Origin of the sequence: Serratia sp. SA088 (genome assembly GCF_049065515.1) — a bacterium.
Classification (GTDB): Bacteria; Pseudomonadota; Gammaproteobacteria; order Enterobacterales; family Enterobacteriaceae; genus Serratia; species Serratia nematodiphila.
The window spans coordinates 77,509-89,929 of sequence record NZ_JBAKGW010000008.1; the positions used below are offsets into that span (position 1 = coordinate 77,509).

Sequence of the window (12,421 nt, forward strand, 5' to 3'; positions counted from 1 at the left end):
GAGGCAGCCATGACTCAACAGACTTTCCTGGTGGAAATCGGCACGGAAGAGCTGCCGCCGAAGGCTCTTCGTTCCCTGGCGGAATCTTTCGCCGCCAACTTCACCGCCGAGCTGGACAACGCCGGCCTGGAACACGGTGAAGTGAGCTGGTTCGCCGCACCGCGCCGCCTGGCGCTGAAAGTGGCCAACCTGAGCGCGGCGCAGGCCGATCGCGAAATTGAAAAACGCGGCCCGGCGATCGCCCAGGCGTTCGACGCCGAAGGCAAACCGAGCAAAGCGGCCGAAGGCTGGGCGCGCGGCTGCGGCATCACCGTCGATCAGGCTGAACGCCTGGTGACTGACAAGGGCGAGTGGTTGATGTACCGCGCCCACGTCAAAGGCCAGTCGGCGCAACAACTGCTGGCCGGCATGGTCAGCACCGCGCTGGCTAAACTGCCGATCCCGAAACTGATGCGTTGGGGTGACTCCGACGTGCAGTTCGTGCGTCCGGTGCACACCGTTACGATGCTGCTGGGCGCCGATCTGATCCCGGGCACCGTGCTGGGTATCGAATCTGCGCGCACCGTGCGTGGCCACCGCTTCATGGGCGAAGCCGAGTTCACCCTCGATAACGCCGACCAATACCCGCAGATCCTGCTGGAGCGCGGCAAAGTGGTCGCAGACTACGAAGCGCGTAAAGCCCTCATCAAACGCGACGCCGAACTGGCGGCGCAGAAGATTGGCGGCAAAGCCGATCTGAGCGACAGCCTGCTGGAAGAAGTGGCCTCGCTGGTGGAATGGCCGGTGGTGCTGACCGCCAAATTCGAAGAGAAATTCCTGGCGGTGCCGGCGGAAGCGCTGGTGTACACCATGAAGGGCGATCAGAAGTATTTCCCGGTGTATGACGCCGCGGGCAAACTGCTGCCGAACTTTATCTTTGTGGCCAATATCGAGTCGAAAGATCCGCAGCAGATCATTTCCGGTAACGAGAAAGTGGTGCGTCCGCGCCTGGCTGACGCCGAGTTCTTCTTCAACACCGATCGCAAGAAACGTCTGGAAGACAACCTGCCGCGCCTGGAAACCGTGCTGTTCCAACAGCAGCTGGGCACCCTGCGCGACAAGACCGATCGCATTCAGGCGCTGGCGGGCTGGGTTGCCGGCCAGATCGGCGCCGACGTCAACCACGCCACCCGCGCGGGCCTGCTGTCGAAGTGCGACCTGATGACCAACATGGTGTTCGAATTTACCGACACCCAGGGCGTGATGGGCATGCACTACGCGCGCCACGACGGTGAGGCGGAAGACGTCGCCGTTGCGCTGAACGAGCAGTATCAGCCGCGCTACGCCGGCGATGCGCTGCCGCAGTCGCTGGTGGCCTGTTCCCTGGCGATCGCCGACAAGATGGACACCCTGGCCGGCATTTTCGGCATCGGGCAGCATCCGAAAGGCGATAAAGACCCGTTCGCGCTGCGCCGCGCCGCGCTGGGCGTGCTGCGCATCATCGTCGAGAAAAACCTGCCGCTGGATCTGCAGACCCTGACCGAAGAGGCCGTGCGCCTGTACGGCAGCAAGCTGACCAACGCCAAAGTGGTCGATGAGGTGGTGGAATTCATGCTGGGCCGCTTCCGCGCCTGGTATCAGGAAGAAGGCCACGCGGTCGATACCATTCAGGCGGTGCTGGCGCGCCGTCCGACCAAGCCGGCCGACTTTGACGCGCGCGTTAAGGCGGTATCCCACTTCCGCACGCTGGACGAAGCGGCGGCGTTGGCTGCGGCCAACAAACGCGTCTCCAACATCCTGGCCAAATCTACCGAAACGCTGAACGACAGCGTGCGCGCCTCGGTGCTGAAGGACGCGGCGGAGATCCAGTTGGCGACCCACCTGGTGGTGCTGCGCGACAAGCTGCAGCCGTACTTCGCGGCGGGCAATTACCAGGAAGCGCTGGTGGAACTGGCTGCGCTGCGTGAACCGGTGGATGCGTTCTTCGACAACGTGATGGTAATGGCGGACGATGCGGAAGTGCGCGTGAATCGTCTGACGCTGCTGAGCAAACTGCGTGAACTGTTCCTGCAGGTGGCGGATATCTCCGTACTGCAGTAAACGGCTCTGTGCTGTGAAAAGGCGCCTGCGGGCGCCTTTTTTATTTCCGTTTCCTGGGTGCGAAGGCAAGGTCGCCTGGCGACTTGGGGGGCGACTTGGGGGGCGACTTGGGGGGCGACTTGGGGGGCGACTTGGGGAAATTGAAGCGTCCGGTCGCCGACGGCAATGAACCTCAGTGCGTTTTGCGCACGATGTTCAACCGCCTCCGGCCGAGACAATGTTCACCGCAAACGGAATCGCGTATCGGAACGCCGCCAGTTGATCTATTCTTATAGGCGCACGGAGTGCGGAAAAAGGGGCGGAGTCCAATGAAAAAGCAGGTTTATAACAGGAGTTATGTCACATGGCGGTAGGGATCCAGAGCAGATTTTTCGCGCGTTGGTTGGCACCGGTATTGGCATTGTTGGTGGTCATGCAATTGACCGCCTGCGGCGATAAAGAGCCGGAACAGCGCAAAGCATTTATCGATTACTTACAGAATACCGTGATGCGCAGCGGGGCGAACATCCCCACGCTGAGCGAAGACCAGAAACAGAAGTTCGGCAACTATGCCGGCGATTACGCGATTTTGGTCGGTTTTTCCCAGCAGTTGTCCAAATCGGTCGGCGCCAGCCTGACGCCGGCGCTGGACCAGATTAACCAGATCCGCACCGCGCAGGACTACCTGAACAAACGCGACGCGCTGCAGCAATCGGTCGGAGCATTGAATCTGCTGGGCCAGCAGATCCAGTCCGCCAAATCGCAGGCGGATACCGCCCGCGCGGCGCTGAAGCAGCCCGACGATCTGAAGGCGGTGTACAATCAGGCCTATGACAAGATCGTCACCGCGCCGGCCAACGCCCTGATGCCGGCAATCCCGACCACCGCCAGCTTTGTGCAGGATCTGGTGCAGGTTGGCGATTTCCTGCAGAGCCAGGGCAATCAGGTCAGCTTCAACAACAACGGCGTGCAGTTCCGCACCGCGCAGCAGGTGGCGCAGTACAACACCATGATGTCGAATCTGGTGGCCAAACAGCAGAACCTGGTGAATGCGCAGAAAGCCATTCAAAGCGTGACGCAATAACGCGCCTACGACGATCTACAGGCCGGCATTGCCGGCCTGTTTTATTTCCCCTCAGCGTTTCCAATAACTTGCTGGTTTATTACGCAGGCTTCTGTACTACACTTCAATTAATCCATTCATTCGGCAATGTAGTTTTCTTTCACTCATCACTTCGCTAGTTCCCGGCGGGATGAGTGCTCACAGGGAAGATCAAACAGAGCGTCGCGTTCGGGCGCTGCAGCTAAAAATAAATTGTGATATTTGTCACAATTTAAAAACAAACCACCAAGTTAAAAATGTGACATGAATCACTTTATTGTCGGTTTTTGGGCGGTTTTTTTCTCACTGTGCTTTTTTTACACGTCATAAATGTGATCTTTATCACCATAAGTGAGGGGTTGTTGGGGTGTTGCGCGTGATTTGTATCACAAAAAATTCGTGAAGTTCGCATGACAAAAACAGCGTGATAGAGTCCGTTTCGCATACAGCGGCAACACGGCTGGATCGTCACAACAATAATCACGCGCTCTATTGTCAGCGCGTAACAATAGGGGTGTGTTTTATGTTTTCACCAGACATCAAGGTTAAAGTGCAAAACTTTGGCCGCTTCCTGAGCAACATGGTGATGCCCAACATCGGCGCCTTTATCGCCTGGGGGATTATCACCGCGCTATTCATTCCAACCGGCTGGCTGCCGAATGAGACCTTAGCCAAGCTGGTCGGCCCGATGATCACCTACCTGCTGCCGCTGCTGATCGGTTATACCGGCGGGCGGCTGGTGGGCGGCGATCGCGGCGGCGTGGTCGGCGCCATCACCACCATGGGCGTCATCGTCGGTGCCGACATGCCGATGTTCCTCGGCGCGATGATCGCCGGTCCGCTGGGCGGCTGGGCCATCAAGCACTTCGACCGCTGGGTGGACGGCAAGATCAAAAGCGGCTTTGAAATGCTGGTGAACAACTTCTCCGCCGGCATCATCGGCATGCTGTTGGCGATCCTGGCCTTCCTGGGCATCGGGCCGCTGGTGGAGGTGCTTTCCAAGCTGCTGGCGGCGGGCGTGCACGTGATGGTGACGAACAACCTGCTGCCATTGGCGTCCATCTTCGTTGAACCGGCGAAAATCCTGTTCCTGAACAACGCCATCAACCACGGCATCTTCTCGCCGCTGGGCATCCAGCAGGCGACGGAAGCCGGCAAATCGGTGTTCTTCCTGATCGAAGCCAACCCAGGCCCGGGCATGGGCGTGCTGATGGCCTACATGTTCTTCGGCCGCGGCAGCGCCAAGCAATCCGCCGGCGGTGCGGCGATCATTCACTTCCTGGGCGGCATTCACGAAATCTACTTCCCCTACGTGCTTATGAATCCACGTCTGCTGCTGGCGGTGATCCTGGGCGGCATGACCGGCGTCTTCACTTTGACGATGCTGAACGGTGGCCTGGTGTCTCCGGCTTCCCCTGGGTCGATTTTGGCGGTGCTGGCGATGACCCCGAAAGGCGCCTACTTTGCCAACATTGCGGCGGTGTTAGCAGCCTTTGCCGTCTCCTTCGTGGTGTCCGCTTTCCTGTTGAAAACCTCCAAGGTGAAAGAGGATGACGATCTGGAGGCCGCGACCCGCCGCGTGCAAGAGATGAAATCGCAGTCCAAGGGCGGCGCGGCCGCGCCGGCGGCGGTCGATGGCGATCTGAGCACCGTGCGCAAAATCATCGTCGCCTGCGATGCGGGCATGGGCTCCAGCGCCATGGGCGCCGGGGTGCTGCGCAAGAAAGTGGCCGACGCCGGGCTGAAGAACATCTCGGTGACCAACAGCGCCATCAACAGCCTGCCGGACGATGTGGACCTGGTTATCACGCACCGCGATCTGACCGAGCGCGCGATGCGCCACGCGCCGCAGGCTCAGCACATTTCGCTGACCAACTTCCTCGACAGCAAGCTGTATGGCGATCTGGTTGAGCGTTTGCTGGCGGTGAACACCGCTGCCGCAGCGGCCCCGCAGAGCGGCGCGCACGCGGCTGCAGAGGCCGGCGAACCGGGGCTGTTCAAGCTAAGCGAGAGCAACGTGTTCCTCAACCTGCAGGCCAGCGACAAAGAGCAGGCGATCCGCTTCGCCGGCGAGCAGCTGGTGAAGGGCGGCTACGTTGAGCCGGAATACGTGCCGGCGATGCTGGAACGCGAAAAGCTCACCTCCACCTACCTGGGTGAGTCGATCGCCGTGCCGCACGGCACCATCGAGGCTAAAGACCGGGTGCTGCGTACCGGCGTGGTGTTCTGCCAATACCCGCAGGGCGTGCGCTTCGGCGATGAAGAGGACGAAGTGGCGCGCCTGGTGATCGGCATTGCCGCGCGCAACAACGAACATATCCAGGTGATCACCAGCCTGACCAACGCGCTGGATGACGAGAGCGTGATCGAGCGGCTGGCGAATACCACCAGTGTCCAGGAAGTGCTGGACCTGCTCGGCGGCAAAAAAGCCGGATAACAGAATCATTTTAAAGGGTGCAGCGTGCTGCACCCTTCGACATTAAGAAGGTAGAGTTATGAAAGCATTACATTTTGGCGCAGGGAACATCGGCCGCGGTTTTATCGGCAAGCTGCTGGCGGACGCCGGGGTTGAGCTGACCTTCGCCGACGTCAATCAAACGGTGCTGGATCTGCTGAACAGCCGTAAAAGCTACCAGGTGCACGTGGTGGGCGAGCAAGAGCGCGTAGAGAGCGTCAACAACGTCAGCGCCGTCAACAGCGGCAGCGAAGCCGCGGTGGCGCTGATCGCCGAGGCGGATCTGGTGACCACCGCCGTTGGCCCGCAAATTCTCGCCAAAATCGCCGGCACGATCGCCAAAGGGCTGGTGCTGCGCCATCAGCAGGGCAATGTGCAGCCGCTGAACATCATCGCCTGCGAGAACATGGTGCGCGGCACCAGCCAGCTGAAGCAGCACGTGTTTGCCGCGCTGCCGCAGGACGAGCAGGCATGGGTTGAGCAGCACGTCGGCTTCGTCGATTCGGCGGTCGACCGCATCGTGCCGCCGGCGGACAGCAGCGATCCGCTGGAAGTGACGGTGGAAACCTTCAGCGAATGGATCGTCGATCAGACGCAGTTTAAAGGCCAGCCTCCGGCGATCGCCGGCATGGAGCTGACCGATAACCTGATGGCCTTCGTCGAGCGCAAGCTGTTCACCCTCAACACCGGCCATGCCATCACCGCCTACCTCGGCCAACGGGCCGGGCTGCAAACCATTCGCGACGCCATTCTCGACCCGGCGATCCGCCGCGTGGTGAAAGGGGCGATGGAAGAGAGCGGCGCGGTGCTGATCAAGCGTTACGGCTTCGACGCCGACAAGCATGCCGCCTACATCAACAAAATCCTCGGCCGCTTTGAAAATCCGTATCTGCACGACGACGTCGAGCGCGTAGGGCGCCAGCCGCTGCGCAAACTGAGCGCCGGCGATCGCCTGATCAAACCGCTGCTGGGCACGCTGGAATACGGCCTGCCGCATGCCAACCTGATCCAGGGCATCGCCGCCGCCATGAGCTACCGCAGCGAACAGGATCCGCAAGCGCAGGAACTGGCGGAACTGCTGAATACGCTCGGGCCGAAAGCCGCGCTGGCGCAAATTTCCGGCCTGCCGGCGGAAAGCGAGGTTGTAGAAGAGGCCGTTGCTGTGTATAACGCCATGCACAAGTAGAATCGTGATGATGAACACCCGAGCGCAGCTTGCTGCGCTCCTGGAACCCGAGTTCGGCATCGACGGCCCTCCCCACGCCTTTCGAAAAGCGACGATGGAAGAAGCACAGGCATTTGAAAACCAGGTTCTGGAAAAGCTGAACGCGGGCAAAACGGTGCGCAGCTTCCTGATCGCGGCGGTAGAGCTGCTGGCGGAAGCGCTCAACGTGCTGGTGGTGCAGGTATTCCGCAAGGACGACTATGCGGTGAAATATGCCGTCGAACCGCTATTGTCCGGCAGCGGCCCGCTGGGGGAGCTATCGGTGCGCCTGAAGCTGATGTACGGGCTGGGGGTGATCTCCCGCCACGAATATGAAGACGCCGAACTGCTGATGGCGATGCGCGAAGAGCTGAACCACGACGGTTCGGAATACCGCTTCGTCGACGACGAAATCCTCGGGCCGTTCGGCGAGCTGCACTGCGTGGCCGCGCTGCCGCCGGTGCCGACTTTCCTGCAGCCGGGCGAGGCGGATGAAGCGCTGATCGCCATGCAGCGCCAGCGCTATCAGCAGATGGTGCGCTCCACCATGGTGTTGTCCATTACCGATCTGATCGCCGGCATCGGCGCCAAGCAACCCTCCCGGCTTTCTCCTCTCGGCCGCGGCTAGGCAAAGGCCGCGCGCCACTCGTCGAACAACAACCACAGCGCGGTGGCGGCCATCAGCCCGGACATCGCGCCGTTGAACACCCGCAGCTTCCAGGTGACCCGCAGCGCGTTGCGCAACCGATCGCCCAGCACCGCCCACAGCAGCACGCAAGGCAAGTTCAGCAGCGCGAAACCAGCGATGACCGACAGAGTATGGACAAAAGTGGCGCCTTCGCGCGGGGTGAACAGGATCGCCACGTTGATCACCATCAGCCAGGCCTTGGGGTTGACCGCCTGAAACAGCGCGCCGTTGAGCAGGCTCATCGGCTGCGCCTGCTCTTTGGCGTCCGGCGAGGCTGCCTTGAACAATTTCCATGATAGCCACAGCAGGTAGGCGCAGCCGATCACCGCCAGCGGGAAGCGGATGACGCCGGCCCAGCTCAGCGCCAGCGCCAGCAGCGGGATAATGATCGCCAGCTGTACTGCACAACCGACGCAGATGCCGAACAGCATCGGCAGGGTGCGGCGCAGGCCGAAGTTGACGCCCGACGAGGCCAGCAGCAGGTTGTTGGGGCCGGGGGTGATCGACATGACGGTGACGTAGCTGACAAAGGCGGAGTCCAGCATGGCAGGTTCCTTGAAAATGACGGTGATAACGAGAGGATCAGCATAATCGCTGCAATGGGATGGTGACAGAACCACAAATCGGCTATTGTCATGGTTACAGTTGTGCGAAATGTAAACTGTACCCATTGCCTGGAGAGAAACTGTGACCCTGCTCGATGAAACCCCGGATACCCGTTACCTGCAGCTGGCGGATACGCTGGCCGAGGCCATTCGCCGCGGCACGCTGCGGCCCGGCGACCGCTTGCCTTCGGTGCGGCGCTGTGCGCAAACCCATCGCGTCAGCATCAATACCGTGGTGTCGGCTTACCGCACGCTGGAGGATCGCGGGCTGATCGAAGCACGGCCACAGTCGGGGTTTTATGTGCGCAGCACGTTGCCGGCGCTGAAGATGGCCTCGGCGCCCAGCGGCCGTATCGAACCGCCGGCGGACGACGTGCTGGCGCTGATCGACACCGTGTTCGCCGCCCAGCAAAACCCGGCCTTCACCAATATTGCGTTGGCTTGCCCGCAGACCAGCGACTTTTATCCCGGCGGCAAGTTGGGGCGCATGCTGTCCTCTCAGCTGCGCCGCCAGCCGGATCTGATCGGGCAGTACCCGTTGCCGCCCGGCAGCCTGCGGCTGCGTCAGCAGATCGCCCGCCGCTCGATGACGCTCGGCATGCTGTTGGAGCCGGGCGACGTGGTGCTGACCCACGGCTGCATGGAGGCACTGCAGCTGGCGCTGCGCGTCACCACCCAACCGGGCGACTGCGTCGGGCTGGAGTCGCCGACCTACTTTTACCTGCTGCCGCTGCTGGCCAGCCTGGGGCTGAAAGCGCTGGAAATCCCTACCGATCCGCAGCTGGGGCTGTCGTTGGACGCGCTGGAGCTGCTGCTGAACGAGAAGCGGCTGAATGCGGTGATCGCCATGCCGACGGTGCAAAACCCGCTGGGTTGCACCATGCCGCTGGCGGCGAAAAAGCGGCTGGCGCGGCTGATGAACGATCATCAGGTGCCGTTGATTGAAGATGGGCTGTATGCCGAGATCCAGTTCGGCGGCGCGCTGTCACCGGCGGTGAAGGCGTTCGATCGCGACGGCTGGGTGCTGTTTTGCTCCAGCTTTACCAAAACGCTGGCGCCGGATTTTCGCGTCGGTTGGATCTGCGGCGGCCGTTTCCATGAGGCGTTGCGCAAGCTGAAGGCGGTGTCGTCGATGTCCGAGTCACAGCTGCTGTCGGAAACGCTGGCGACCTTCCTGGAGAGCGGCGGCTACGATCACCATTTGCGCAACCTGCGTAAGCGCTATGCCGCTCAGGTGGACGAGGCACGGGCGCTGATCGCCCGGCATTTCCCGCGCGGCACGCTGGCCACGCAGCCGGCGGGCGGCTTCGTGTTCTGGGTCGAATTCCCTCCCGGCGTGGACAGCGTGGCGCTGTTCCATCAGCTGCTGGAGGAGCAGATTTGTTTGACGCCGGGCACCCTGTATTCGCCCAGCGGGCGTTACCGCAACGCGCTGCGGCTCTCCTGCTGCTACCCGTTCAACGCGCGCTACACCCAGGCGCTGGCCCGGCTGGGCGCCAAAGCCTGCGAGATGAGCGGCCTGCCGCCCGGCATTGCGCAGGACGGGTAACGGCGCGCGCCTTTTGCTACAATGCCGGTATCATTGATTAGCGTGCCATTTTGGGCACAACGGGCCAGAGACCATGAAAGAGAAAGAAAAGGCAGAGATCAAGCGCCTGAGCGACCTGCTGGACGCCTTGAACCACAAAGACGCCACCGTGATCCAACAGGGCAATCCTGAGTTGATCGCACAGCACACCAAAGAGAAAGAGAAGCTGGCGACGGAGATCGAGCGCCTGAAAAACGTGCGCGGCGAGAAGCTGAGCGCCGAAGCGCAGAAGCTGAGCAAGCTGCCGTTCAGCCGCGAGATCACCAAGAAAGAGCAGGCCGATATGGGCGCGCTGAAGAAAAGCGCGCGCGGGCTGATCGTGGTGCACCCGATGACCGCGCTGGGCCGCGAGATGGGCCTGAAAGCGGTCACCGGCTACGCCAAGAAAGCGTTCTGAACCCCGGGCGTCAGACCTTGGTGGTGAAATACGCCTTGGTCTGATAGGGCACGGTGACCGTGTCCTGGCCCTGCAGCTCCTCTTCTTCCGCCACCAGTTGGCGCAATTGATCGATAACCTGCTCCTGTTGCGGCTGCGGCAGCGCGGCGATAAAGCTGGTTGAACGCACGCGGTTGTAGATCACGTCCTCCACTGCGCCCCGGTGGCCCAGCATAAACACCTGCTCCTGCAGCGGTTCAAAGCCTTTGAACGGGAAGAACTTGCGCCATTCGCCGGTATAGAAACGCGGCGCATCGCCTTCGTGGCTATCGACGATCTGATTCAGTTTACGCACCCAACCGACACGCGCATCGCGCATGTTCCACACCAGGCCGAGTTTGCCGCCGGGCTTGAGAATGCGCTGGATTTCCGCCAGCGCCTGCGGCGTGGCGAACCAATGGAAGGACTGGGCGCAGACCACCGCATCCACCGACTCGTCCGGCAGCGGGATCGCCTCGGCGGTGCCCGCCAGCGTTTTCACCTGCGGCAGCGCCGCCGACAGTTTTTCCAGCATTTGCGGCACCGGTTCGACGGCGATCACCTGCGCGCCGGTTTCCAGCAGGCGCGGGGTGAACTTGCCGGTGCCGGCGCCGAGATCGATGACCGTCATGCCGGCGTGCAGACCGATGACGTCACGCAGCCAGACGGCGATTTCCGGCGGGTAATCCGGCCGGCCTTTCACATAGCGATCGGCATTGGCCTGATAGCCTTCGGCGGCGGCGTGATGAATCGAATGGGTCGGGGTGGTCATATACCTGGCTCCTGGCTGAAAAAACGTGCGGCTACAGTATAGGCGGAAGAAAAGGGTTAGCGCGGCATCCGGCGCACGTTTTTCATCTTTTCCGCCCGCGCGTTCAACGGCCGAGCAGGCGGCGATTGAAGTCCTCGAGGCGCCCTTCGGCGAGCCGCGTGAGCATGGTCTTGCTCCAGCTGGCGGAGAGGCCGGCCACCGCCAACAGGCGGCGGTACTGTTCCGCGTCGAACGGCATATGCCAGGCGATGGCGATGGCTTCGGCGACCGTCACGTCGCTGCTGCGCGCCGCCAGCTCCAGCGGACGGTCGCCGCTGACCGCGCCCGGCGACACAACCCGATACAGCCAGCCGCAGCGGCCGCTTTGCTGCATCAGCAGAGAAATATCCTCGATGGCGAAGTGATAGTTGAGCTTGAAGCACGGCGAGCGCGGCTGAGTGACCTGGATCAGCGCCTCGCCCCAGCGGAAGATGTCGCCCATAAACACGTTGTGTTCGGTCAGCCCTTCGGTGGAGAGATTCTCGCCGAAGGCCGGGGCGCAAAATTGCTCCGCCTGCGCCGGAAACTGCTCGCGCCAGTGGGCGTAATGCTCGCGCGGGTAGTGGCACAGCGCGCGGTCCGGCCCGCCGTGATAGCTTTTCTCTGCCTGTTCGTCACCCTCCAGGCCGAGCGGCGTGAGCCGGATGGCGCCATCCACCTGGCGCTTGGCGATGGCGCTGGGGCGCCCGCCCTCATAGGGTTGAATGCTGCCGATGTAAACGTCTGGGTGATGCATGTGCGCCTCCGTGTCTCGCGTCGAGGGCTCAGCATAGCCTGAGTTGTTCCCGTACACTACCCGGCGTTTACCTGTACGGAAGGATGTGTTTTTCCTGTCTATATTTAGGCTTTTATCGTCGAGAAAAAACCATGCGTTTCATTGTATTGAGGCATGCGGAGTCAGAATGGAACCGCTCGGGGATTATTCAGGGGCGAAGTGACAGTCCGCTGACAGAAGAGGGGCGACGTCAAATCGCTGGGCTTGGCGCTCGCTTGCAAATGTTATCGGTCACTTTGTTGATCAGTTCACCGGCTGGCCGGGCTTTTACGACAGCGGAGACGTTGGCTGAGAGATGTGGCTGCACTGTGCAAATGGATAAGCGTTTGCAGGAGCAAGATTTTGGCCGACTGGAAGGATTATCTTATGCGCAGGCCATGCGCGATTATCCTGAAGCGACGCAGTGCCTCTTTGCCGGTAAGGCAGAGGCGTCGGCTCCGGGAGGGGAGAATGCTTATGAGGTTGCCTGGCGCCTGATGGCTTGTCTGTCCGATCTGGCTGTCGATGGACAAAATCAAACGCTTGGTGTGGTTACGCACGGCCATGCTCTGCAGGCACTGATTTGGTGGCTTAAAGGGGCTGACCCGCAGGAGGACCTCCGCAGATACGGTCATCGCAATTGCGGCTACGCAATGCTTGATGCGACCGCCTCTGGTTTTAATTTGTTGAATTGGGGAGTTGCGACCCACCTGTTGCCACAAAGATAGGGCGAGGAACGGA

The 12,421-nt window shown here is 61.3% G+C and carries 11 protein-coding genes; 8 read left to right on the forward strand and 3 right to left on the reverse strand.

Annotated features, from left to right (window positions below):
• Positions 1–9: 9 nt before the first annotated feature.
• From glyS to ACOWVD_RS19485, 5 genes are all read left to right on the forward strand, one after another.
• Positions 10–2,079 carry a glycine--tRNA ligase subunit beta gene (gene glyS, locus ACOWVD_RS19465; RefSeq protein WP_004933969.1) on the forward strand — a complete coding sequence of 690 codons (2,070 nt, stop codon included), beginning with the start codon at positions 10–12 and terminating at the stop codon, positions 2,077–2,079.
• A 343-nt stretch (positions 2,080–2,422) separates the two neighbouring features.
• Positions 2,423–3,142, forward strand: coding sequence for a DUF3053 domain-containing protein (locus ACOWVD_RS19470; RefSeq protein WP_049240371.1), 720 nt, complete (start codon positions 2,423–2,425; stop codon positions 3,140–3,142).
• A gap of 541 nt (positions 3,143–3,683) precedes the next feature.
• Positions 3,684–5,597 (forward strand): PTS mannitol transporter subunit IICBA, encoded by a 1,914-nt coding sequence (locus tag ACOWVD_RS19475; RefSeq protein ID WP_048326771.1) that lies wholly within the window; start codon positions 3,684–3,686, stop codon positions 5,595–5,597.
• A 58-nt stretch (positions 5,598–5,655) separates the two neighbouring features.
• On the forward strand, positions 5,656–6,801 hold the full coding sequence (locus tag ACOWVD_RS19480; RefSeq protein WP_004933978.1) for a mannitol-1-phosphate 5-dehydrogenase: 1,146 nt from the start codon (positions 5,656–5,658) through the stop codon (positions 6,799–6,801).
• A gap of 94 nt (positions 6,802–6,895) precedes the next feature.
• Positions 6,896–7,447, forward strand: coding sequence for an MltR family transcriptional regulator (locus ACOWVD_RS19485; RefSeq protein ID WP_016929575.1), 552 nt, complete (start codon positions 6,896–6,898; stop codon positions 7,445–7,447).
• Here ACOWVD_RS19485 and ACOWVD_RS19490 read toward each other — a convergent pair.
• On the reverse strand, positions 7,444–8,052 hold the full coding sequence (locus tag ACOWVD_RS19490) for a LysE family translocator (RefSeq protein ID WP_049240368.1): 609 nt from the start codon (positions 8,050–8,052) through the stop codon (positions 7,444–7,446). The two genes, ACOWVD_RS19485 and ACOWVD_RS19490, sit on opposite strands and share 4 nt — an antisense overlap.
• Positions 8,053–8,194: 142 nt before the next feature.
• On the opposite strand from ACOWVD_RS19490, the gene ACOWVD_RS19495 reads away from it, so the two are divergent.
• The gene (locus ACOWVD_RS19495) at positions 8,195–9,661 is read left to right on the forward strand and encodes a PLP-dependent aminotransferase family protein (protein WP_004933986.1); all 1,467 of its coding nucleotides are present in this window, start codon (positions 8,195–8,197) and stop codon (positions 9,659–9,661) included.
• Positions 9,662–9,734: 73 nt separating this feature from the next.
• On the forward strand, positions 9,735–10,097 hold the full coding sequence (locus tag ACOWVD_RS19500) for a YibL family ribosome-associated protein (protein WP_004933989.1): 363 nt from the start codon (positions 9,735–9,737) through the stop codon (positions 10,095–10,097).
• 10 nt (positions 10,098–10,107) lie between these two features.
• Here the strand turns inward: ACOWVD_RS19500 and ACOWVD_RS19505 are convergent, their stop codons facing one another.
• Positions 10,108–10,887, reverse strand: coding sequence for a class I SAM-dependent methyltransferase (locus ACOWVD_RS19505; RefSeq protein WP_049240367.1), 780 nt, complete (start codon positions 10,885–10,887; stop codon positions 10,108–10,110).
• Positions 10,888–10,990: 103 nt separating this feature from the next.
• Positions 10,991–11,662: a 6-hydroxyaminopurine reductase gene (gene yiiM, locus ACOWVD_RS19510; RefSeq protein WP_342139916.1), complete on the reverse strand. Its 672-nt coding sequence runs from the start codon at positions 11,660–11,662 to the stop codon at positions 10,991–10,993.
• 131 nt (positions 11,663–11,793) lie between these two features.
• On the opposite strand from yiiM, the gene ACOWVD_RS19515 reads away from it, so the two are divergent.
• Positions 11,794–12,408 (forward strand): histidine phosphatase family protein, encoded by a 615-nt coding sequence (locus ACOWVD_RS19515; protein WP_015376170.1) that lies wholly within the window; start codon positions 11,794–11,796, stop codon positions 12,406–12,408.
• The last annotated feature ends 13 nt before the right edge of the window (positions 12,409–12,421 follow it).

What these genes read in the sequence shown, in the direction of transcription:
- glyS (WP_004933969.1), top strand. Translation starts at nt 10, where the DNA reads ATGACTCAACAGACTTTCCTGGTGGAAATCGGCACGGAAGAGCTGCCG.
- ACOWVD_RS19505 (WP_049240367.1), bottom strand. Translation starts at nt 10,887, where the DNA reads ATGACCACCCCGACCCATTCGATTCATCACGCCGCCGCCGAAGGCTAT.
- yiiM (WP_342139916.1), bottom strand. Translation starts at nt 11,662, where the DNA reads ATGCATCACCCAGACGTTTACATCGGCAGCATTCAACCCTATGAGGGC.
- ACOWVD_RS19500 (WP_004933989.1), top strand. Translation starts at nt 9,735, where the DNA reads ATGAAAGAGAAAGAAAAGGCAGAGATCAAGCGCCTGAGCGACCTGCTG.
- ACOWVD_RS19485 (WP_016929575.1), top strand. Translation starts at nt 6,896, where the DNA reads ATGGAAGAAGCACAGGCATTTGAAAACCAGGTTCTGGAAAAGCTGAAC.
- ACOWVD_RS19515 (WP_015376170.1), top strand. Translation starts at nt 11,794, where the DNA reads ATGCGTTTCATTGTATTGAGGCATGCGGAGTCAGAATGGAACCGCTCG.
- ACOWVD_RS19475 (WP_048326771.1), top strand. Translation starts at nt 3,684, where the DNA reads ATGTTTTCACCAGACATCAAGGTTAAAGTGCAAAACTTTGGCCGCTTC.
- ACOWVD_RS19470 (WP_049240371.1), top strand. Translation starts at nt 2,423, where the DNA reads ATGGCGGTAGGGATCCAGAGCAGATTTTTCGCGCGTTGGTTGGCACCG.
- ACOWVD_RS19490 (WP_049240368.1), bottom strand. Translation starts at nt 8,052, where the DNA reads ATGCTGGACTCCGCCTTTGTCAGCTACGTCACCGTCATGTCGATCACC.
- ACOWVD_RS19480 (WP_004933978.1), top strand. Translation starts at nt 5,656, where the DNA reads ATGAAAGCATTACATTTTGGCGCAGGGAACATCGGCCGCGGTTTTATC.